The sequence below is a fragment of the Streptomyces sp. BE303 genome (genome assembly GCF_036290945.1).
Classification (GTDB): domain Bacteria; phylum Actinomycetota; class Actinomycetes; order Streptomycetales; family Streptomycetaceae; genus Kitasatospora.
The window spans coordinates 1-17,851 of record NZ_JAQYWZ010000478.1 but is presented as its reverse complement, the minus strand read 5'-3'; the positions used below and the strand labels follow the sequence as shown (position 1 = coordinate 17,851).

Below are 17,851 nucleotides of genomic sequence, written 5' to 3'. Positions count from 1 at the left end.
GCGGCTAGTCTTGGCGCCATGGTCAATCTGACGCGTATCTACACCAGGACCGGCGACGACGGCACCACGGCGCTGGGCGACATGAGCCGTACGACCAAGACCGATCCGCGCCTGGTCGCGTACGCGGACGCCAACGAGGCCAACGCCGCGATCGGTGTGGCGATCGCGGCGGGTGCGCTGCCGGAGGACGTCGTCACGGTGCTCACCCGGATCCAGAACGACCTCTTCGACGTGGGCGCCGACCTGGCGACCCCGGTGGTGGAGGACCCGAAGTACCCGCCGCTGCGGGTGCTCCAGTCCTACATCGACAAGCTGGAGGGGGACTGCGACCACTACCTGGAGTCGCTGGAGAAGCTGCGCAGCTTCATCCTCCCCGGCGGCGCCGCGGGCGCTGCGTACCTGCACCTGGCCTGCACGGTGGTCCGCCGGGCCGAGCGAGCCACCTGGGCGGCGATCGAGGCACACGGGGAGAGCGTCAACCCGCTGACCGCCAAGTACCTGAACCGCCTCTCCGACCTGCTGTTCATCCTGGCCCGGGCGGCCAACAAGGAGCGCGGCGACGTGCTCTGGGTGCCGGGCGACAACCGCTGACCCGCGGTCGCCGGTACGGCTGCCGCTACAGCTGCTGGTGCTGCCGCGGGATCTCCCAGCCGACCACGTGGCCGTCCTCGACGATCGCGCCGGCCGGCGGCTCCTTCGGCCAGATCGCGTAGCAGGCGGCCACGATCAGGTTGATCCCGGCCACCATGCTCAGCCGCAGGTACCAGGCGGTGAAGGTGGAGAAGGCGGCGGCGCCGGCGGAGAGCGGCACCATGAGGGTGATCAGGCCGAGCGTGACGCCCGCCGAGACCGTGGTGCGGCCGGCGACCTGCCACTCGTAGCGGGTCCGCGCCGGCCCGTACTTGGGAGGGCGCGCGGGCTTGGGGCCGCCGGCGAAGCGGTACTGGAAGTGCCGGTCGGCCCAGCGGACCAGGGACGGCCCGAACCCGAGGGAGAAGCCCGCGTAGCTCGCCGCCAGCGCGTGCGTCCAGCTCGCGGTGGCGCCGCCGCGCAGGTCGAGCACGGCGAGGGTGAACAGGGCGAGGTCCAGGACCGGCAGGCCGATCAGCAGGGCCGTGCTCACCGTGCGCAGCCGCAGCACGTAGCGGGCGGTCAGGGCCAGCCCGAGGACGACCCAGAAGGCGACCTCGGCGGCGAGGATGAGGGTGACGATCATGGCGGGCCTCCGGGTTGTTCGGTGGTGCTACCAGCCTTCCGCGCGCCGGTCCGCGCGTCGTCGTCGCCGGAGCCGAGTCCGGGCTGCACCTTTCGATGTACGCGCACTCCTCCCCGGACCCGAGCCGCCGGTCCGGCCGGGGATGATCTGATGGGGCTGTGCGCAGACCCACTCTCACTCCGCGGCAGGAAGACCGGGCGATCGCGGTCTTCGGGCTGCTCGGCGGGCTGTTCCTGATCTCCGTCAAGGTCTACGACGGCTCCGAGCACGTCGCCCGCTGGGCGGTCGTCCCACCGCTGGTGGTGATGGCCTCGCTGGAGCTGGTCCGCCGGAGCAGGCCGGTCCTCATCGCGACGGTCGGCGGGATCGTCTTCGCGGTCAGCATCTTCAACGGCGCGCTCCTGGCGACCACCCTGATGTACACCGACCTGCTGTACGCCGCGGTGCTCTACGGCAACCCGAAGATGTCGCGGGTGCTGCACCTGACCGGTGCGGCCTCGGTGCTGGTGCTGTCCACCCTGGTGCTGATCTACAGCGACGCGCCGACGGCCGTGGCCGTCGTGGTGCTGACCACGCTGGTCTACCTGGCGCCGGTCTGGACCGGCGACATCGTGCGCAAGCACCGCGAGGAGGCGGAGTCCCAGCGGCTGCGGGCCGAGCAGACCGCGCTGCTCTCCGAGATGGACCGGCGGGAGGCCGTCGTCGTCGAACGGGCCCGGATGGCGCGGGAGTTGCACGACGTGGTGGCGAACCACCTGTCGGCCATCGCGATCCACGCCACCGGCGCGCAGTCGGTCGCCCGGCGCCAGCGGCGTCCGGAGGACGATCCGCTGGTGGAGGTGCTGGGTGTGATCCGGGAGAACAGCGTCCAGGGATTGACCGAAATGCGCCGCATCATCGGCCTGTTGCGGGACAGCGGCGGGGGAGAGGCCGACGCGTCGTACGCCGCGCCCGACCTGGACGCGGTGGACGCGCTGCTGGCGAAGGCCCGGGCGGCCGGGCAGGACGTCGGGCTGGGCTTCGAGCTCACCGAGCGTGGCGACCGCGGCTCGCTGCCGGTGCCGGTGGGTCTGGCCGCTTACCGGATCGTCCAGGAGTCGCTGACCAACGCGCTCAAGCACGCGGGGCCGGGCGAGGTCCGGGTGCTGCTGGAGTTCCTGCCGGAGGAGCTGCGGATCGTGGTGTCGAGCCCGTTCCGCCGCGGCGCGGGGCAGTCGCTGCCGGGTGCGCGGGCCGGGCTGGTCGGCATGGCCGAGCGGGCCTCGCTGCTGGGAGGCGGCTTCGAGGCCGGTCCGGAGGGCGAGTGCTGGACCGTCCGGGCGGTGCTGCCGCGGGCGCTGGTGACCGAGGGAGAGGGAGGGCGGGCATGACGATCCGGGTGCTGGTGGCGGAGGACCAGGCGGCCGTGCGGGCGGCGCTGGTGATGATCCTGCGGGCGGAGCCGGACCTGGAGGTGGTCGGGCAGGCCGCGGACGGCGAGGAGGCCGTCCGGCTGGCGCTGGAGCTGCGGCCGGACGTGGTCCTGATGGACGTCCAGATGCCCCGGCTGGACGGCGTGTCGGCGACCCGCGAGGTGGTGGCGGCCGGAGCGGCCCAGGTGCTGGTGCTGACCACCTTCGACCTCGACGAGTACGTCTACGGGGCGCTGCGGGCCGGGGCGGCCGGGTTCCTGCTGAAGGACCTGGAGGCGGACACCCTGGTCGAGGGGATCCGGACGGTGGCGCGCGGGGACGGCATGCTGGCCCCCTCGGTGACCCGGCGGCTGATCGGCACCTTCGCCCGTCCGGAGCGTCAGGTGGGGCCGGCGGTCCGGGCGGCGGTGACGGGGCTGACCCCGCGGGAGCGGGAGGTGCTCACCCTGATCGGTGCGGGCCTGCCGAACGGTGAGATCGCCCGGCGGCTGGAGATGGCGGAGGCGACCACCAAGACGCACGTCAGCCGGATCCTGGCGAAGCTGGGTCTGCGCAGCCGGGTGCAGGCGGCGATCCTCGCCCAGGACCTTGGGCTGACGATCTGATCAGCTGACCTTCTCGCCCGCTCGGGTCCGGCGCAGATCACACCTTCGGATCGCCCCATGCCGACCGTTCGGGCACTAAAGTCCGGCCCATGAGCGACGCGGCTCGGCGCCGGTGATCCCTGCCCTGAGCCGCCTTCAGGGCCCGCCCGCCAGGGCGGCGACGGCATCGGGAGACCAAGCCATGAGCAATGTGTCCAGTAAGCGGATCGCCGTGATCGGTGCCGGCCTGATGGGCGCCGGCATCGCCCAGGTCTCCGCGCAGGCAGGGCACCCCGTGGTCCTGCGCGACGTCACCGAGGAGGCGCTCCTGCGCGGCCTCGCGGGCATCCGCGCCTCGTACGACAAATTCGTCTCCAAGGGGCGGCTGACCGCCGAGGACGCCGAGGCGGCGCTCGGCCGGATCACCACCACCACCGACCTGGACGCGGTCTCCGAGGCCGACATCGTGGTCGAGGCGGTCTTCGAGCGGCTGGACGTCAAGGAAGGCGTCTTCAAGGAGCTCGACAAGCTCGCCAAGCCGGGTGCGGTGCTCGCCTCCAACACCTCCGCCATCCCGATCACCCGCATCGCCGCCGCCACCGGCCGCCCGGAGTCGGTCGTCGGCGTGCACTTCTTCTCGCCCGTGCCGCTGATGAAGCTGGTCGAGCTGGTCCGCGGCTACAAGACCAGCGACGAGACGCTGGCCACCGCCCGGGCCTTCGCCGAGGGCGTCGGCAAGGACGTCGTGGTGGTCAACCGCGACGTGGCCGGCTTCGTCACGACCCGTCTGATCACCGCGCTGGTCGTCGAGGCCGCCAAGCTGTACGAGTCGGGCGTCGCCAGCGCCGAGGACATCGACGCCGCCTGCCGGCTCGGCTTCGGCCACCCGATGGGCCCGCTGGAGACCGCCGACCTGACCGGCGTGGACATCCTGCTGCACGCCGCGCGGAACATCTACGAGGAGACCCAGGACGAGAAGTTCGCCGCCCCCGAGATCATGGCCCGCATGGTCACCGCCGGCGACCTGGGCCGCAAGAGCGGCCGCGGCTTCTACCCGTACCCGGCCAAGTGACCGGTCGGCGCCGCTGAGCCCGCGGGCCGTGCGGTCGGAGCACCGCACGGCCCCGCTCCGGGGTGGGTGAGTTTCCTCACGCCGGTGTCGCAGACGGGTGATTTGGGCGGTAATCGAGCGTAGGTGTGGAGAGTTCCTGCGTATATTCCCTCGGACGAGTGAAGTTGCTTCAGATCTGGCCGGAACCAGCAACCCGCGGGGCTGGTTCGCCGTCAGATGAGGGGGAACCCGGGATTCCGGCCGGGGCCGGGCGTGGGGCCGAAGGCCCGCCCGAATCGACACCGTCATCGATACCGACATCGACCACCGACCGACACCGACACCCCCGCATCCTGACCCGGCACGGCCGGGGCGGACGCAGCGGGACGACCCCGACCAGATCCGCCACGCAGGTCCGCCACGCGGAGGAGGAGAGCATGCGCATCACCGGCAACCACGTGGCGCTGGCCATCGAAGGCCGCCTCGACGTGCGCACCGCCGCCGACGCGCGGGCCCGGCTGCACCAGGCCGTCGACGGCGGCCTGGGCGACCTCGTGCTCGACCTCGCCCGGCTGGAGTTCTGGGACGCCACCGGCCTCGGCGTGATCATGGGCACCCACCGCCGGGCCGGCCGGATCGGCCGCCGCCTGGTGCTCCGCTCCGTCCCGGCCCAGCTCCAGCGGCTGCTGGTGGCCACCCGGCTGCACCGGATCCTCGCCGTCGAGGGCATGATCGCCGAACCCCGCGGTGCCACCCTGCCGGTGCTCTGACCGGCGGTCGCGCGGCCGCGGACGCCCGGTGCCGGGAGGCCGCTGTGCGGGCGGGCGCGGATGTGCGAGAGTCTGGCGTCAGGAAACGGCCGCCGGGGCCGAGCCCGGCCCCCCGGCCTTCGACCGGGAGGTGCCCCCGGTCCGCGGGCGGCCGGACGAAGTCGTCGGCGCGAGCGTGGGGCGGAGCAGATCGTGGGACAGCCATCCGGTGAGTTCCGGCAGGAGGCCGTACGGGCCCGGAGCGGTGAGCTGGTCACCGGCGGGCTGCTGGTGACCGTCGGCACCCCGGAGGGATCCGAGGTGCGCCCCTGCCCCGACGAGTGGCGCCCCAGCCCCCGCCGGACCGAGCGCAGCGGCCCCGCCCGCGGCCCGTCCGGTGACGCCGGCCGCCAGGTCGGTCCGCTCGCCCTCGGCGCCGGGCCCGCCGACCTGCCGCTGCTCGACCGCGAGGCCGACGTCGCCCAGCTGCTCGGCCTGCTCGCCGAGGGCCGCTCCATACGCCTGGTCGGCCAGGCCGGATCCGGCCGCAGCGCCCTGCTGTCGGCCGTCGCCGAGTCGGCCGGCGACCTCGCCCCCGGCGGCGTCGTCCAGCTCTGCGGCCACCGCCGCACCGCCGCCGACCTGCTCCAGGACCTCTTCGCGGCCACCCACCACGCCCCCGGCTTCCGCCCCGACCCGGCCCAGCTCGCCGAGCACCTCGCCCGGGTCGGCGCGATCGTCGTCGTCGACGAGGTGGAGCCCTCCGGGCCGGAGCTGGAGCAGTTCCTCGCCGCCGCGCCCGACTGCGCCTTCCTGATCTCCGTCGCCCCCGACAGCCCGCAGCTGACGCCGGACTCCCGGCTCCGCGACCACCTGGTCGCCGGCCTCTCCCGGCCCGCCTGCCTGGCACTCGCCGCCCGGCTGGCCGGGCGGCCCCTGGACGCGGCCGAGAAGGCCTGGGCGGTGGACCTCTGGTTCGAGTCCGAGGGCCTGCCGCTGCGGTTCGTCCAGGCCGCCGCGCTGCTGCGGCAGCGGGACGTCGCGGTGGACGCCCTGGTCGCCGCCGAGGACGACCGCATGGACGTCTTCGGAGCCGTCCGGGAGCCGGTCCACGACCCCGACCCGGCGGTCCGTGAAGCCGCGCTGCGCGGGAACGTCCCACTGCCCTCGGTCGCCGAGTCCACGCTCCCCGCCGTCCGGCTCGCCGAGGGCCTCGGGGAGACCGCCCAGGCCGTACTGCGGCTCGCCGTGGCGCTCGGCGGCGAGTGCCCGACCGCCCCGCACCTGCCCGCGCTGATCGACGTCGGCCAGGGCGAGAACGCGCTCGCCGAGCTCGCCGACGCGGGGCTCGCCGTCTCCATCGGCGGCCACCACCGGCTCACCGCCGGGGCGCTGGAGCTGCTCGCCCCGCACTGGCCCGCCCGCGGCAGCGTCGACGGCGCCGCGCAGCACTTCGCCTGGTGGGTCGGCCACTCCTCGGTCTCGCTGGCGCAGATCGCCGCCGAGGCCGAGGTGGTGATCGGCGTACTCCTGGCCGACCGGGCCGCGGGACGGCACGCCTCCGTACTGCGGCTGGCCCGGGCGGCCGCCCCGGCGCTGGCGCTGGCGCTGCGCTGGGGGGCCTGGGAACGCGCCCTGCAACTGGGTCTGGAAGCCGCCCGGAAGACCGGCGCGCGGGTCGACGAGGCGTGGTTCCACCACGAGTTGGGCGTCTACGCGATCTGCGTGCGGGAACCCGGCCGGGCCACGGCCGAGTTGGAGGCCGCACTCGCCCTGCGGGCCGCCCTCGGCGAGCAGCGCGGGGCGCCCGGCGCCCGGCGGATGCTCGACCTGCTGCGCGCCGACGGCCGGCAGCTGCCGCCCGCCGCGCCGGCCGGCTCCGGGTCCGCCCGCCGGCCCGTCATCCGGGCCATCGCCCAGGTGCCCCTGCGGCTCAGGGCCACCACCACGGGCCCCGGCCGCACCAGGCGCACGGTGATCGCCGCCTCGGCGGCCGTGCTCGCGCTGGGCGTCCTCGGTACGGCGGTCGCGATGACGGCCGACGGGGAGCCGAAGGGAACGGATCCGCACAGCAGCAGCGACGACGGCTCCCTGCCGACCGGCACCCGGCCGTCGCCCCGCTCCGGCAGCCCCCGGCCGACCGCCTCGGGGCCCTCCTCCACGGCCGCGCCCGAGACCTCCGCCCCGACGGCCCCGCCCACGGCCGAGGAGCCCGAGGACGGGCCCTCGACGGGCGCCGTCGCCTCGCGGTCACGGTCGGCCTCGCCGTCGGCGTCGAAGCGGCCGAGCCGGTCGCCGAGCACGGGGACGACGAGCACCGCCCCGCAGTCCACGGCCCCGGGCCAGTCGCAGTCGGCGGGCGGCGCGGGGGGAACGGGCGGCAACCCGCCGCCCCCGGGCGGCGGCACGGGCGGCGGAGGCGGCACCGGCGGGAACGGCACCACGAACGGGGGAACGGCGGGCGGAGGGTCCACGCAGCCCCCCGGAGGCGGCACGCCGCCGACCACCCAGCCCCCGGCGACCCCGACGACCGTCCCGACGACAACGGTCCCCTCGACCACGACGACGCCGCCGGACTCGGGGAGTCCGACGGCGTCCACGACGTCCGCGTCGCCGACCGGCTGACGGTCGGCGACGCCGGGTCGGGTCTGCGGGTGGGGTCAGGTCAGGTGCGGGTCAGAACAGCTTCAGCTTGTCGTCGTCGATGCCGCGCAGCGCGTCGTAGTCCAGGACCACGCAGCCGATGCCCCGGTCGGTGGCCAGCACACGGGCCTGCGGCTTGATCTCCTGCGCGGCGAAGACGCCCTTCACCGGGGCCAGCAGGGGGTCCCGGTTGAGCAGTTCCAGATAGCGGGTGAGCTGTTCCACACCGTCGATCTCGCCGCGCCGCTTGATCTCGATGGCGACGGTCGCGCCGTCCGAGTCGCGGCAGAGGATGTCGACCGGTCCGATCGCGGTGGGGTACTCGCGGCGGATCAGGGACCAGCCGGCGCCGAGCACCTCCATCCGGTCCGCGAGCAGCTCCTGGAGGTGTGCCTCGACACCGTCCTTGATCAGACCCGGGTCCACTCCGAGTTCGTGGGACGAGTCGTGCAGCACCTCCTCCAGCGTGATGATGAGCTTCTCGCCGGCCTTGTTCTCCACCGTCCAGACCCCGTCGGCGACCTTGAGGGCGCACGGCGGGGACATCCAGTTGAGCGGCTTGTAGGCGCGGTCGTCGGCGTGGATGCTGACGCTGCCGTCGGCCTTGACCAGGATGAGCCTGGTGGCGGAGGGCAGATGGGCGGAGAGCCGACCGGCATAGTCGACTGAGCAGCGGGCAATTACGAGACGCACGGTCGACCACGCTAGCCCACCGGGGCCAGTTGATGCGATTCCGCGACGGCCGGGTGAAGAATCCGCGAACCCCGCGAACATGGATGCCCTGCGATCCCTCGAAAGCCTGTCGGCACCCTGGCGGCCACCACCATTGGCAGCTACGGTGTGTGACGGCTTGCTTGCGGGATCGCTGTCAACGGGGATGGAGACTTCAGATGAACGATCCGACGGGATCCGGCCAATCTGGTGCACCGGGGCTCATTCCCGGAGCAATCAGCCGGAACCACCGGTCCGGTCCGCCGTTGACTGCCACGCTGTTCTGAGCGGTTGGCGCCCCCGACCACGTCCCTCAACGGGTCCTCGGCGCCCCCGCCTCGGCGCGGTGCCGGAAACAAGGCCGTCCGACGGCGTCACACCCGTCCGACGGTGTTCCGGACATCCCGCGCTTCACCCTCACCCTCACCCTCAGCTCGGACTTGGACTACGCACCACCACCCGTGCGCCGCGCGGGTGGACCGCGAGAGGAGAATCCATGTCGCTCGACGTCTCACCGGCCCTGCTGGAGAAGGCCGAGCGGGACGAGGTCGACGAGCGGGAGTTCGTCGACTGCGTCCGCGTCTCCCTGCCGTACGCCTGGGACCTGATCAGCTCGCTGGTCGCCCAGGCGAAGGTCGACGGCACCGACTTCGCCGACAACCAGGTACCTCCGCCCAGCGAGCAGGCCCGCGGCCAGCTCCTTCGGGCGCTCGCCAGTGACGCCATCCGGGGTGCCCTGCAGCGGCATTTCGGTGTCCAGCTGGCCTTCCAGAACTGTCACCGGGTGGCGGTCTTCGTGCCGTCGTCCGCCAACAAGAAGCGGTACGAGCGGTTCACCTCCGTTCGGGCGCAGCTGCTCAACCAGTCCGAGGAACTGCGGGACTGCTGAGCACCGGTCGGCTCGCGCCGGATACGCCACCGGGCCGCCCGCCCCCACGAAGGGGGACGGGCGGCCCGGGCCGTGTTGTCGCCCGCTCGCCTCGGGCCTGCTCGGGGCGGGTGTCGCCCGCTCGCCTCCGGGCCTGCTCGGGGCGGGTGTCGCCCGCTCGCCTCCGGGCCTGCTCGGGGCGGGTGTCGCCCGCTCGCCTCCGGGTTGCTTCGGTTCGGTGCGCGCGGCCGGGTCCGACCGGCTTCAGCTCAGTTGCGGCAGCACCTCGGAGCCCAGCCGGGCGATGTTGTGCAGGGTGGCCTCGTGGTCGCCGCTTCCCTCGGCGAGCAGCGCGAAGCGGCGGATGCCGGTCCTTTCGGCGGTGGCCAGCAGCCGGTCCGCGCACTGCCTCGGCGTGCCCACCGCGTGCAGGTCGCAGAGGAGTTCGGTGTACTCGCGGGGGTCGCGCATCTTGCGTTCCCGGCCGTCCACCGTGCGGTGGGCGCCGAGCCCGTACTCGAACCACCCGGGCATCGCGCGCAGCAGGGTGGCCCGGGCCGCCGAGGTCCGGTCGTCCACCTGGGCCACGCCGGCCGCGACGTGCTGGCGGCCGACCCGCCGCAGCTGCTCCTCGCTGCGCCCGGCGGCCAGCCAGGCGGAACGATACAGCTCCAGCATGTGCAGCTTGTCGTCGTCGCCGGAGTGCATGCCGAGCAGCATCGGCAGGCCGCGTTCGGCGGCGTTCCGCACCCCGCCCGGCGAGGTGCAGGCGACCACCACCGGCGGGCCGGCGACCGGTCGGCCGACGGCGGTGAGCTCCTCGCCGGGGCCGTCGGCGTCCTGACGCTGGCGGGGGAACCGGAGCAGCCCGCTGCGTTCGTCGACGCCGAGCCAGGCGCCAAGGTCGGGGCGGCGGGGCGGCTCGGTGGCCCGGGGCACCACGGCCACTTCGGGGAACTCGAACTGCGGTCCGGACGCGCCCACCCGGGAGCCGCGCAGCCAGCGCAGCAGCAGGTCGAGCCGTTCCGGGAACCCCTGCTCGAAGGCCTCCACGCCGCCACCGAACACGTCCAGGTCGATCCAGGGCCCGCCGCGCCCCACGCCGAGCGTGAACCGCCCGCCGGACGTGAGGTGGAGCAGCGCGGCCTGTTCGCCGAGGGCCACCGGGTGGGCGGTGGAGAGCACGCTGACCGCCGTCCCGATGCCGATCCGCCGGGTGCGGCCGAGCAGCAGCGCGGCCAGGGTGGCGGCGTTCGGGCAGACCCCGTACGGGACGAAGTGGTGTTCGGCGAGCCAGACGCTGTCCAGCCCCGCGCGTTCGGCCTCGACGGCGGCGCGGACGGTGCGGTCCAGCGCCTCGCCGTGGGTCTGGCCCGGGAACTGTGCGGAGAGCAGGAAGGCGCCGACGAGCACGGGAGCGGTGTCCGCGGGTGCGGCACCGGCCCGTTGGACGGTCGGCAGGGGAGTGCCGGCGGTGCCCGTCGCGGCGGTGGTGGTCAGCGCCGGGCCGGGTGCCGGCGGGCGGACCCCGACGGGTCGGCGGGTCTCGGCGCGGGCGCTGGTTCTGGTCATACTGAGAGCCTCCTCGGGTGCGCGCAGGGTCTGCGGGCCCCGCCTGTCCCCTCGTGAGTAGCCCATGTCATGTGCCAATGGCACGCCGAACCACCAATTTCCCAGAAGAACGGGTGGATATCACGGGAAACACCGGAGCACGGTCCGATGCCGTGATAGAGACCCGGCGGGCGGCCCCCGGCCGTAGGCTTGAACGGTTCCGCGACCACCGTAGAGAGGTAGCCCGCCGTGTCGCCCCGCCGTAACCGGATCAAGATCGCAGCCGACCGCGAGCCGGCCGAGCAGGCCGCCCCGCCGGGGGGTGCGCTGCGCCGCACCGACAACTACCAGGGCGAGGACTGGGTGGTGCAGACGGTGGCGGGTACGGCGGGCCGGCACTACCGCTGCCCGGGGTGCGACCAGGAGATCCCGCCCGGTGTCGGCCATGTGGTGGCCTGGCCGATGCACGGCGCGGGGGTGGACGACCGCCGGCACTGGCACCGGGCGTGCTGGGGCGCCAGGGAGCGCCGGGCCTCGAACCTGCTCCGCGGCCGCGGCGCGCCCCGGTACTGACGGCGACGCCCCTTCCCCCCGGCCGGCCGCGGCTCGGGAGGGGGAAGGGGCGTGGACCGTGCGGGGGCGGCGGTGGAGGCGGCGCGCGCCGTCAGGCGTCCCGCCGCTTCAGCACCAGCGCGCCGCCGGCCAGGGCGGCGACCGTCCAGGCCAGGCAGATGAGGAAGCCGGTCCACGGCCCGTACGGCTGGCCGTTCTGCTCGTACACCAGCATCATCCGGGAGCCCGCGTAGTCGGGGAAGTAGTGGGCCAGCGTCTTGACCTTCGGCACCGCCGACAGGATCGGCGAGAGCAGGAAGAAGAACGGGACCAGCACGCCCAGCGCCAGCGTCTGGTTGTGCAGCATCGCGGTGACGCCGGCCGAGAAGAGGCAGAGCATCGTCAGGTAGAGCGCGGCCCCGAACACCGCGCGCAGGACGTTCGGTTCGCCGAGGTCGGTGGAGTGGTCGCCGAGCAGGGCCTGGCCGACGAAGAAGGTGAGGAACGCCGTCACCAGCGAGACCGCCAGGGCGAGTCCGCCGAGCACCACCGCCTTGCCGGTGAGGAGCGTGCCGCGCTGGGGGACGGCGGCCAGGGTGACCCGGATCATCCCGGTGCTGTACTCGTTGCCGACCGCCAGCACCCCGAAGACGATGATGGCCAGCTCGCCGAGGATGATGCCGGAGAAGGCGGTGCCGGTGGCGTCGAAGGGGCTGTCGTCGCTCCGGAACTCCTCGAAGTTGTTGCGGGTGAGCAGCGACAGCAGGGCGCCGATGCCGAGCGTGATCACGAAGGTCAGGGCGAGCGTCCAGATCGTCGAGCGGACGCTGCGGATCTTGGTCCACTCGGACTGCAGGATCGCGGGGAAGGACGCCATCTCAGTTCTCCTCGGTACGGGGGGCCGCCGGCTGCGCCGCCTTGCCTCCCTGCCAGTCGGCGCCCCAGACGCCGGGTGCGCCGGCCGCGTCGCGGCCCGGGCCGTCCCCGGCGTGGTACTCCACCGAGTCGGCCGTCATCTGCATGAAGGCCTCCTCCAGGGAGGCCTGCTGCGGGCTGAGTTCGTGCAGCACCACGCCCTGTGCGGCGGCCAGCTCGCCGAGTGCGGCGAGGCTGCCGTCGACGACCTCGTACGAGCCGTCCGGGCCCGGTTCGTGCCGCACTCCGGCGCCGGCCAGGGCGTCGAGCAGCCGTTCGGGCTGGGGGGTGCGCAGCCGGACGGCGGAGCGGGAGTTGCGGCGGATGAACTCGGCCATCGACAGGTCGGCGAGGAGCCGGCCCCTGCCGATGACCACCAGGTGGTCGGCGGTGACGGCCATCTCGCTCATCAGGTGGGAGGAGACGAAGACGGTCCGGCCCTCGGCGGCGAGTCGCTTCATCAGGTTGCGGATCCAGAGGATGCCCTCCGGGTCGAGTCCGTTGACCGGTTCGTCGAACATGACGATCTCCGGGTCGCCGAGCAGGGCGGAGGCGATGCCGAGCCGCTGGCCCATGCCGAGCGAGAAGCCCCGGGCTCGCTTGCGGGCGACCGGGGTGAGACCGACGAGGGCGAGCGCCTCGTCGACCCGGCGGGTGGGGATGCGGTTGCTCTGGGCGAGCCAGAGCAGGTGGTCCCGGGCCGTGCGCCCCGGGTGGACGGCCTTGGCCTCCAGCAGCGCGCCGATGTACTTGAGCGGTTCGCTGAGCTGCCCGTACCGTCTGCCGTCGATGGTGACGCGGCCGCCGGTGGGCCGGTCCAGGTCGAGGATCATGCGCATGGTGGTGGACTTGCCGGCGCCGTTGGGGCCGAGGAACCCGGTGACCACGCCCTGGGGGACCTTGAAGCTCAGCCGGTCCACGGCGAGGGTCTTGCCGTAACGTTTTGTCAGCTCGTGCAACTCGATCATTCGCGCTCCCTTACTCTCCGTCAGGCTATGACAAAGGGGACAATGCGGCCCGCTGAGTGGGCCCGCCGGGCGCACCGGAATACGGTGTGCCCATGACCCAGCTCCCCTCCGCAGTGTCGGTCCGCGAGAGCGGTACCGGAACTCCCCTCGTGCTGCTGCACGCCTTTCCGCTCAACGCCGCCATGTGGTCCTCCCAACTGGACGAGCTGCCCGGACCGACCGGGGACGAGGCCCGGGTGATCGCCCCCGACCAGCGCGGCTTCGGAGGCACCGTGCTGGGCACCGACGAGCCCTCGCTGGACGCGGTCGCCGACGACGTCGCCCTGCTGCTGGACGCGGCCGGGGTCGACCGGGCGGTGCTCGGGGGCCTCTCGATGGGCGGGTACGTGGCGCTGGCCTTCGCCCGCCGCCACCCCGACCGGCTGGCGGGCCTGCTGCTGGCGAACACCAAGGCCACCGCCGACACGGAGGCCGCCCGGGCCAACCGGGAACGGATCGCCTCCGCGGTGCTGGCCCGCAACAGCGTCCGGCTGCTGCTCGACGAACGGATGGCGGCCGGCCAGCTCGGCCCGGACTCGCAGCACCTGGCCGACCGGGTGCAGACGCTGATCGCCGCCGCGCCGCCGGCCGCCGTCGCGTGGGCGCAGCGGGCCATGGCGGCCCGGCCGGAGACGCTGGACGTCCTGGCCGGGCTGCGGGTGCCGACCACGGTGGTGGCGGGTGCGGAGGACGGCCTCGTGCCGCTCGCCGAGGCGGAGCTGATGGCGCGGGCCCGGCCGGACGCGGAGCTGACGGTGCTCCCCGGGGTGGGTCACCTGAGCGCGATCGAGGCGCCGGAGGCGTTCAACGCGGCCGTGCGCCGGCTGCTGGTCCGGGTGGCCGCCGGATGAAGGACGAGCGGGAGCGCTGGGACTTCTCGGCGCTGGAGGTGACCGGCCGGATGCCGGTGACCAACCGGGGCGAGGGACTGCTCGAACTGACCCTGGAGCCACTGGGAGAGGACTACTGGATGCGTCCGGGGGAGACGTTCATCGTCTCCTCGTACGGGGACTTCGGCTCGGGTCACCCGTTCGAGGTGCAGTACTGGCCCGATTCGGTGTCGGTCTGGTGCACCTCGTGGTTCGGCACCGTCTCGGACGACGACGGCAACCAACTGAGCTGCGGGCACCAGCGGCCGGACGGCGCGTACCCGCGCTGAACGCGCCCCGGGGCGGCCCGGGAAGCCCCCGGCCGTCTCCCGGGCTTCCTGGGGGCCTCCGGGGCCCCTGTGACGCCGGCGGTCACGCCGGTCCCGGAGGCGGCCCCCGGAGGCGGCCCCGGAAACGGGGGAGCCGGTCCCGGACAGCACGACGGGCCCCCACCCCGGAGGGTGGGGGCCCGTCGGTCAGGGCGTCAGCGCGACTGCTGGGCGGGCACGCCCAGGGAGTCGTCGCCTGGCAGCGAGGCGGCGGCCACGGCCGCGCCGGTCAGCGTCGCCAGCATCTCGCGGACGTTGGTCAGCTGGGCGTTGATGCTGTCGCGGCGGTTGGTGAGCGCCGCCAGCTCGCGCTCGGACTCGCTGCGGATCCGGTCGGCCTTGGCGTTCGCGTCGGCCACGATGTCCTCGGACTGGCGCTGGGCCGTCTCGACGGTCTGACGGGCACGGCGCTCGGCGTCGGTCCGCAGCTTCTCGGCCTCCAGGCGGAGCTGCTCGGCCCGGTGCTCGATCTCGGCCAGACGCTTCTCGGCCTTGGCCTGACGGGCGGCGAGGTCGCGCTCGGACTGCTCGCGGCGCTTGGCCAGGTTGGTCTCGAACTCCAGCGCGGCCTGGGCGGCCTTGGTGCGGGTCTCCTCGAAGAGGGCGTCCGCCTCCTCGCGCTTGTTCTGGGCGTCCTTGTTGGCCTCGGCCCGCAGCTGGGCGCTGTCGCTCTTGGCCTTGTCGACGATCCGCAGACCCTCGTCCTCCGCCTTGGCCTTGCGGTCCTTGGCGTAGTTCTCGGCCTCCGTGCGGACCTGCTGGGCGGCCGCCTCGGCCAGCTCGCGGTGCTGCTCGGCGGCGCGGTGCGCCTCGTCGCGCAGGTCCTTGGCCTCCTCCTCGGCGAGCCGCAGGATCTTCTCGACCCGGGCGCCGAGACCCGCGTACGAGGGCTCCGCCTCGGCGACCGCCGCCTGGGCGGTCTGGGTCTCCAGGTGGAGCTCCTCGATGCGCTTCTCGAGTGCGCTGATCCGGGTCAAGGCACTGTCACGGTCGGCCACCAGCTTGGTGATCCGCTCGTCGACCTGGGCGCGCTCGTACCCACGGCGCACCAGGTCGAAGCCGTGAGGGGAGTGACTGTCGCTCATGGGGTTCTGGGCTTCCTGTCGTCAAACCGCTGAGGTGGTTGAGGGAATCCTGACACGGTACCGGAGTGTCGACGGCGAAACGCCGTTGTCTCGCGGACAATGTCCGCTCAATCGGGTGGTGCGCTCTTGGAGCGATTGCCACTCGACCGGGGAGCGCCAACTCCGGCACCGGCCTTGGCACCCCCGTCCTTCTTGGTGGTGCTTCCCCCGTTTGCCTGCGCGACCGGCGACGGCGCCTCGAAGGCCTCCAGCGCGGACAGCACGTCCTGCACGCGGGAGATCTCCGTGTTGATGTCCTTGCGGCGGCGCACCAGCTCGTCCAACTCGCGACGGCCCTCGTCGGTGACCCGCTTCGCCTCGGCCCGTGCCTCGGCGAGCAGCCGCTCGGCCTCCGCCTTCGCCAGCTCGACCTGCTCGTCCGCGGCCTCGTCGGCGGCCCGCAGCCGCTTCTCCACCTCGGCCGCCGCCGAGTCGAGCCGCTCCTCCGCCTCGTCCTGGGAGGACTTCAGCTTCGCCTCGGCCTTGATGATCAGCGCCTCGGCGCGGCTGGTCGAGTCGGAGAGCTTGGTCTCGGCCTCCTTGAGCAGGCCCTCGGCCTTGCGCACGGCCGAGATCCGGACCTTGCTGGCCTCCGCGGACGCCACCGAGGTCAGCTCGTTGGCGCGGTCCTCGGCGCCCGTGACCAGCGCCGCCGCCCGCTCCTCGGCCTCGGCGACGGTGGCGACCGCCTGCTCCTCGGCCTCGGTCAGCTGCTCCTGGGCGGCCGTCACCAGCGCGTCCACCCGCTCGCCGGCCGACTTCATGGCCTGCGCGTTCTCCTTGCGGGCGCGCTCGTGCAGGGCCTCGACCTCGGCGTCGGTGCGCTCGCGGAGCTCCTCGGCACGCTCACGGATCGCCGTGGCGTCCCGGCGGGCCTCGGAGAGCAGCGCGTCGGCGTCGGCCCGGCCCTTCTCGACCGCGTCCTGACCGGCCGCCTCGCCGGCCCCGACCAGCCGGTCGGCCTCCTTGCGGGCGGCCGCGACCATCGCGTCCGCCTGCTCCTCGGCGGCGGCCGTGGTGGCCAGCGCGGTGGTCTGGGCGTCCTCACCGAGCGACTCGGCGTCCGCGAAGGCCTTCTCCAGGACCGACTTCGCCTGGTCGCGGGTGGCCTTGTCGAAGTGCTCGGCGGCCTCGCGGATCTCGGCGTCGAAGGCGTCGGCACGGGCGTGGGTCGCCGTGTCGTAGTCGTCCGCGAGGCTGCGGGTGGCGAACGCGTACTCCTCGGCCTCGGCACGCAGCTGGGCGGCGAAGTCCTCCGCCTCGGCGACCAGCGCGGCCGACCGGTCCCCGGCGGCGGCCACCGTCCGGGCGGCCAGTGCCTCGGCCTCGGCGCGCTGCTGCTCGGCGGCCTCCTGGGCGGCGTGCAGCTCGGCCTCGGCGTCGGCCCGCACCTGCTGGTCGTAGGCGTGCGCCTCGGCGTGGCGGCGGGACAGTTCGGCGTCGGCGGCCTCCCGCTCGGCGGTCAGCTCAAGCTCGGTCTGCTCACGCAGGGCTGCCGTCTCGGCGGCGGTCCGGGCGCGCAGGTCGGCGGTCTCGCGGTCGGCCAGGGCCCGCTGTTCGGTGGTCTCGCGGTCGGCGGCGTCGTGCAGCTCGGCCACCGCGCGGTCGGTGCGCTCGCGCAGCTCGGTCGTCTCGCGGTCGGCGAGCGCCCGCTGTTCGGTGGTCTCCCGGTCGGCGGTGTCGCGCAGGTCCGCGGCGGCCTGCTCGGCCCGCTCCCTGACCTCGGCGGCCTCCCGCTCGGCGGCGGCCCGCAGATCGGCGATCTGCTGCGAGGCGGTCGCGTGCAGGCCGGCCACCGACTGGCGGACCTCGGCGGCCTCCTCCTCGGCGGCCTCGATCAGCGCGGCGGCCTCCAGATCGGCGGCGGCGATCAGGTCCTCGCCGTCCAGACGGGCCTGCTCCAGCACCTCGCCCGCCTCGGCGCGGATCGAATCGGCGGTGGCGCGGGCCTCGGACAGCTCCCGGCCGGCCTCGGCGCGGACCGTCCCGGCCTGCTCGTCGGCCAGCGCCAGCTCGGCCTCGGCCCGCTCGCGCATCTCCTTGGCGGCCTTCTCGGCCTCGGCCCGGCGCCGCTCGGCGGCGGCCCGGGCGGCCTCCAGCGTCTGCTCGGCCTCGGCCCGCAGCCGGGCGGTTTCGGCGGTGGTGCGGTCGGTGAGTTCGGTGGCGGCTTGTTCGGCTTCGGTGCGGACGCGGGTGGCGTGTGCCTCGGCGGCTTCGCGCAGTGCCGTGGTTTCGGCGGTGGTGCGGTCGGTGAGTTCGGTGGCGGCTTG

At 74.0% G+C, this 17,851-nt stretch carries 16 protein-coding genes and 1 pseudogene; 10 read left to right on the top strand and 7 right to left on the bottom strand.

The window, feature by feature from the left end; translation table 11 throughout:
* Positions 1–18 precede the first annotated feature (18 nt).
* Positions 19–591 (top strand): cob(I)yrinic acid a,c-diamide adenosyltransferase, encoded by a 573-nt coding sequence (locus PUR56_RS09490; RefSeq protein WP_329883010.1) that lies wholly within the window; start codon positions 19–21, stop codon positions 589–591.
* A gap of 25 nt (positions 592–616) precedes the next feature.
* Here PUR56_RS09490 and PUR56_RS09485 read toward each other — a convergent pair whose 3' ends face one another.
* Entirely contained in the window at positions 617–1,216 is a 600-nt protein-coding gene (locus PUR56_RS09485; RefSeq protein ID WP_329883009.1) for a hypothetical protein, read from the bottom strand.
* 158 nt (positions 1,217–1,374) lie between these two features.
* Here PUR56_RS09485 and PUR56_RS09480 point away from each other — a divergent pair, with 158 nt between their 5' ends.
* The 5 genes from PUR56_RS09480 to PUR56_RS09460 all read left to right on the top strand — a co-directional run bounded on the left by PUR56_RS09480 (position 1,375) and on the right by PUR56_RS09460 (position 7,637).
* Entirely contained in the window at positions 1,375–2,586 is a 1,212-nt protein-coding gene (locus tag PUR56_RS09480) for a sensor histidine kinase (RefSeq protein WP_329948546.1), read from the top strand.
* Positions 2,583–3,233 carry a response regulator transcription factor gene (locus tag PUR56_RS09475; protein ID WP_329883007.1) on the top strand — a complete coding sequence of 217 codons (651 nt, stop codon included), beginning with the start codon at positions 2,583–2,585 and terminating at the stop codon, positions 3,231–3,233. The genes PUR56_RS09480 and PUR56_RS09475 overlap by 4 nt, the downstream gene beginning before the upstream one ends.
* A gap of 181 nt (positions 3,234–3,414) precedes the next feature.
* A complete protein-coding gene (locus PUR56_RS09470; RefSeq protein WP_329883006.1) occupies positions 3,415–4,284 on the top strand; it encodes a 3-hydroxyacyl-CoA dehydrogenase family protein in 870 nt (289 codons plus the stop codon).
* 416 nt (positions 4,285–4,700) lie between these two features.
* On the top strand, positions 4,701–5,033 hold the full coding sequence (locus PUR56_RS09465) for an STAS domain-containing protein (protein ID WP_329883005.1): 333 nt from the start codon (positions 4,701–4,703) through the stop codon (positions 5,031–5,033).
* Between the two features lie 192 nt (positions 5,034–5,225).
* Complete coding sequence (locus PUR56_RS09460; RefSeq protein WP_329948545.1) at positions 5,226–7,637, top strand: ATP-binding protein; 2,412 nt, start codon at positions 5,226–5,228, stop codon at positions 7,635–7,637.
* A 51-nt stretch (positions 7,638–7,688) separates the two neighbouring features.
* Here the strand turns inward: PUR56_RS09460 and nucS are convergent, their stop codons facing one another.
* Positions 7,689–8,348 carry an endonuclease NucS gene (gene nucS, locus PUR56_RS09455; protein ID WP_329948544.1) on the bottom strand — a complete coding sequence of 220 codons (660 nt, stop codon included), beginning with the start codon at positions 8,346–8,348 and terminating at the stop codon, positions 7,689–7,691.
* A 514-nt stretch (positions 8,349–8,862) separates the two neighbouring features.
* Between nucS and PUR56_RS09450 the strand changes: the two genes are divergently transcribed.
* The gene (locus tag PUR56_RS09450; protein WP_329883002.1) at positions 8,863–9,255 is read left to right on the top strand and encodes an SCO5389 family protein; all 393 of its coding nucleotides are present in this window, start codon (positions 8,863–8,865) and stop codon (positions 9,253–9,255) included.
* A 243-nt stretch (positions 9,256–9,498) separates the two neighbouring features.
* On the opposite strand, the gene PUR56_RS09445 is transcribed toward PUR56_RS09450, so the two are convergent.
* A complete protein-coding gene (locus PUR56_RS09445) occupies positions 9,499–10,647 on the bottom strand; it encodes an LLM class flavin-dependent oxidoreductase (protein WP_329948557.1) in 1,149 nt (382 codons plus the stop codon).
* 387 nt (positions 10,648–11,034) lie between these two features.
* On the opposite strand from PUR56_RS09445, the gene PUR56_RS09440 reads away from it, so the two are divergent.
* Positions 11,035–11,358, top strand: coding sequence for an ATP/GTP-binding protein (locus PUR56_RS09440; RefSeq protein WP_380361044.1), 324 nt, complete (start codon positions 11,035–11,037; stop codon positions 11,356–11,358).
* Positions 11,359–11,449: 91 nt separating this feature from the next.
* Here PUR56_RS09440 and PUR56_RS09435 read toward each other — a convergent pair whose 3' ends face one another.
* Positions 11,450–12,214, bottom strand: coding sequence for an ABC transporter permease subunit (locus PUR56_RS09435; RefSeq protein WP_329883001.1), 765 nt, complete (start codon positions 12,212–12,214; stop codon positions 11,450–11,452).
* Between the two features lies 1 nt (position 12,215).
* The gene (locus tag PUR56_RS09430) at positions 12,216–13,220 is read right to left on the bottom strand and encodes an ABC transporter ATP-binding protein (RefSeq protein ID WP_329948543.1); all 1,005 of its coding nucleotides are present in this window, start codon (positions 13,218–13,220) and stop codon (positions 12,216–12,218) included.
* A gap of 92 nt (positions 13,221–13,312) precedes the next feature.
* Here PUR56_RS09430 and PUR56_RS09425 point away from each other — a divergent pair, with 92 nt between their 5' ends.
* Both PUR56_RS09425 and PUR56_RS09420 read left to right on the top strand, forming a co-directional pair.
* A complete protein-coding gene (locus tag PUR56_RS09425; RefSeq protein ID WP_329882999.1) occupies positions 13,313–14,110 on the top strand; it encodes an alpha/beta fold hydrolase in 798 nt (265 codons plus the stop codon).
* Positions 14,107–14,418 (top strand): hypothetical protein, encoded by a 312-nt coding sequence (locus tag PUR56_RS09420; protein WP_329948542.1) that lies wholly within the window; start codon positions 14,107–14,109, stop codon positions 14,416–14,418. The genes PUR56_RS09425 and PUR56_RS09420 overlap by 4 nt, the downstream gene beginning before the upstream one ends.
* 194 nt (positions 14,419–14,612) lie before the next feature.
* On the opposite strand, the gene PUR56_RS09415 is transcribed toward PUR56_RS09420, so the two are convergent.
* Positions 14,613–15,542 (bottom strand): cellulose-binding protein, encoded by a 930-nt coding sequence (locus PUR56_RS09415; RefSeq protein ID WP_327680760.1) that lies wholly within the window; start codon positions 15,540–15,542, stop codon positions 14,613–14,615.
* Between the two features lie 107 nt (positions 15,543–15,649).
* A pseudogene (locus PUR56_RS09410) lies at positions 15,650–17,851 on the bottom strand (hypothetical protein); the annotation flags it as partial.

Coding starts and splice junctions, on each gene's coding strand:
- PUR56_RS09470 (WP_329883006.1), top strand. CDS start 3,415: ATGAGCAATGTGTCCAGTAAGCGGATCGCCGTGATCGGTGCCGGCCTG.
- PUR56_RS09415 (WP_327680760.1), bottom strand. CDS start 15,542: ATGAGCGACAGTCACTCCCCTCACGGCTTCGACCTGGTGCGCCGTGGG.
- PUR56_RS09430 (WP_329948543.1), bottom strand. CDS start 13,220: ATGATCGAGTTGCACGAGCTGACAAAACGTTACGGCAAGACCCTCGCC.
- PUR56_RS09425 (WP_329882999.1), top strand. CDS start 13,313: ATGACCCAGCTCCCCTCCGCAGTGTCGGTCCGCGAGAGCGGTACCGGA.
- PUR56_RS09485 (WP_329883009.1), bottom strand. CDS start 1,216: ATGATCGTCACCCTCATCCTCGCCGCCGAGGTCGCCTTCTGGGTCGTC.
- PUR56_RS09490 (WP_329883010.1), top strand. CDS start 19: ATGGTCAATCTGACGCGTATCTACACCAGGACCGGCGACGACGGCACC.
- PUR56_RS09450 (WP_329883002.1), top strand. CDS start 8,863: ATGTCGCTCGACGTCTCACCGGCCCTGCTGGAGAAGGCCGAGCGGGAC.
- PUR56_RS09465 (WP_329883005.1), top strand. CDS start 4,701: ATGCGCATCACCGGCAACCACGTGGCGCTGGCCATCGAAGGCCGCCTC.
- PUR56_RS09420 (WP_329948542.1), top strand. CDS start 14,107: ATGAAGGACGAGCGGGAGCGCTGGGACTTCTCGGCGCTGGAGGTGACC.
- PUR56_RS09435 (WP_329883001.1), bottom strand. CDS start 12,214: ATGGCGTCCTTCCCCGCGATCCTGCAGTCCGAGTGGACCAAGATCCGC.
- PUR56_RS09475 (WP_329883007.1), top strand. CDS start 2,583: ATGACGATCCGGGTGCTGGTGGCGGAGGACCAGGCGGCCGTGCGGGCG.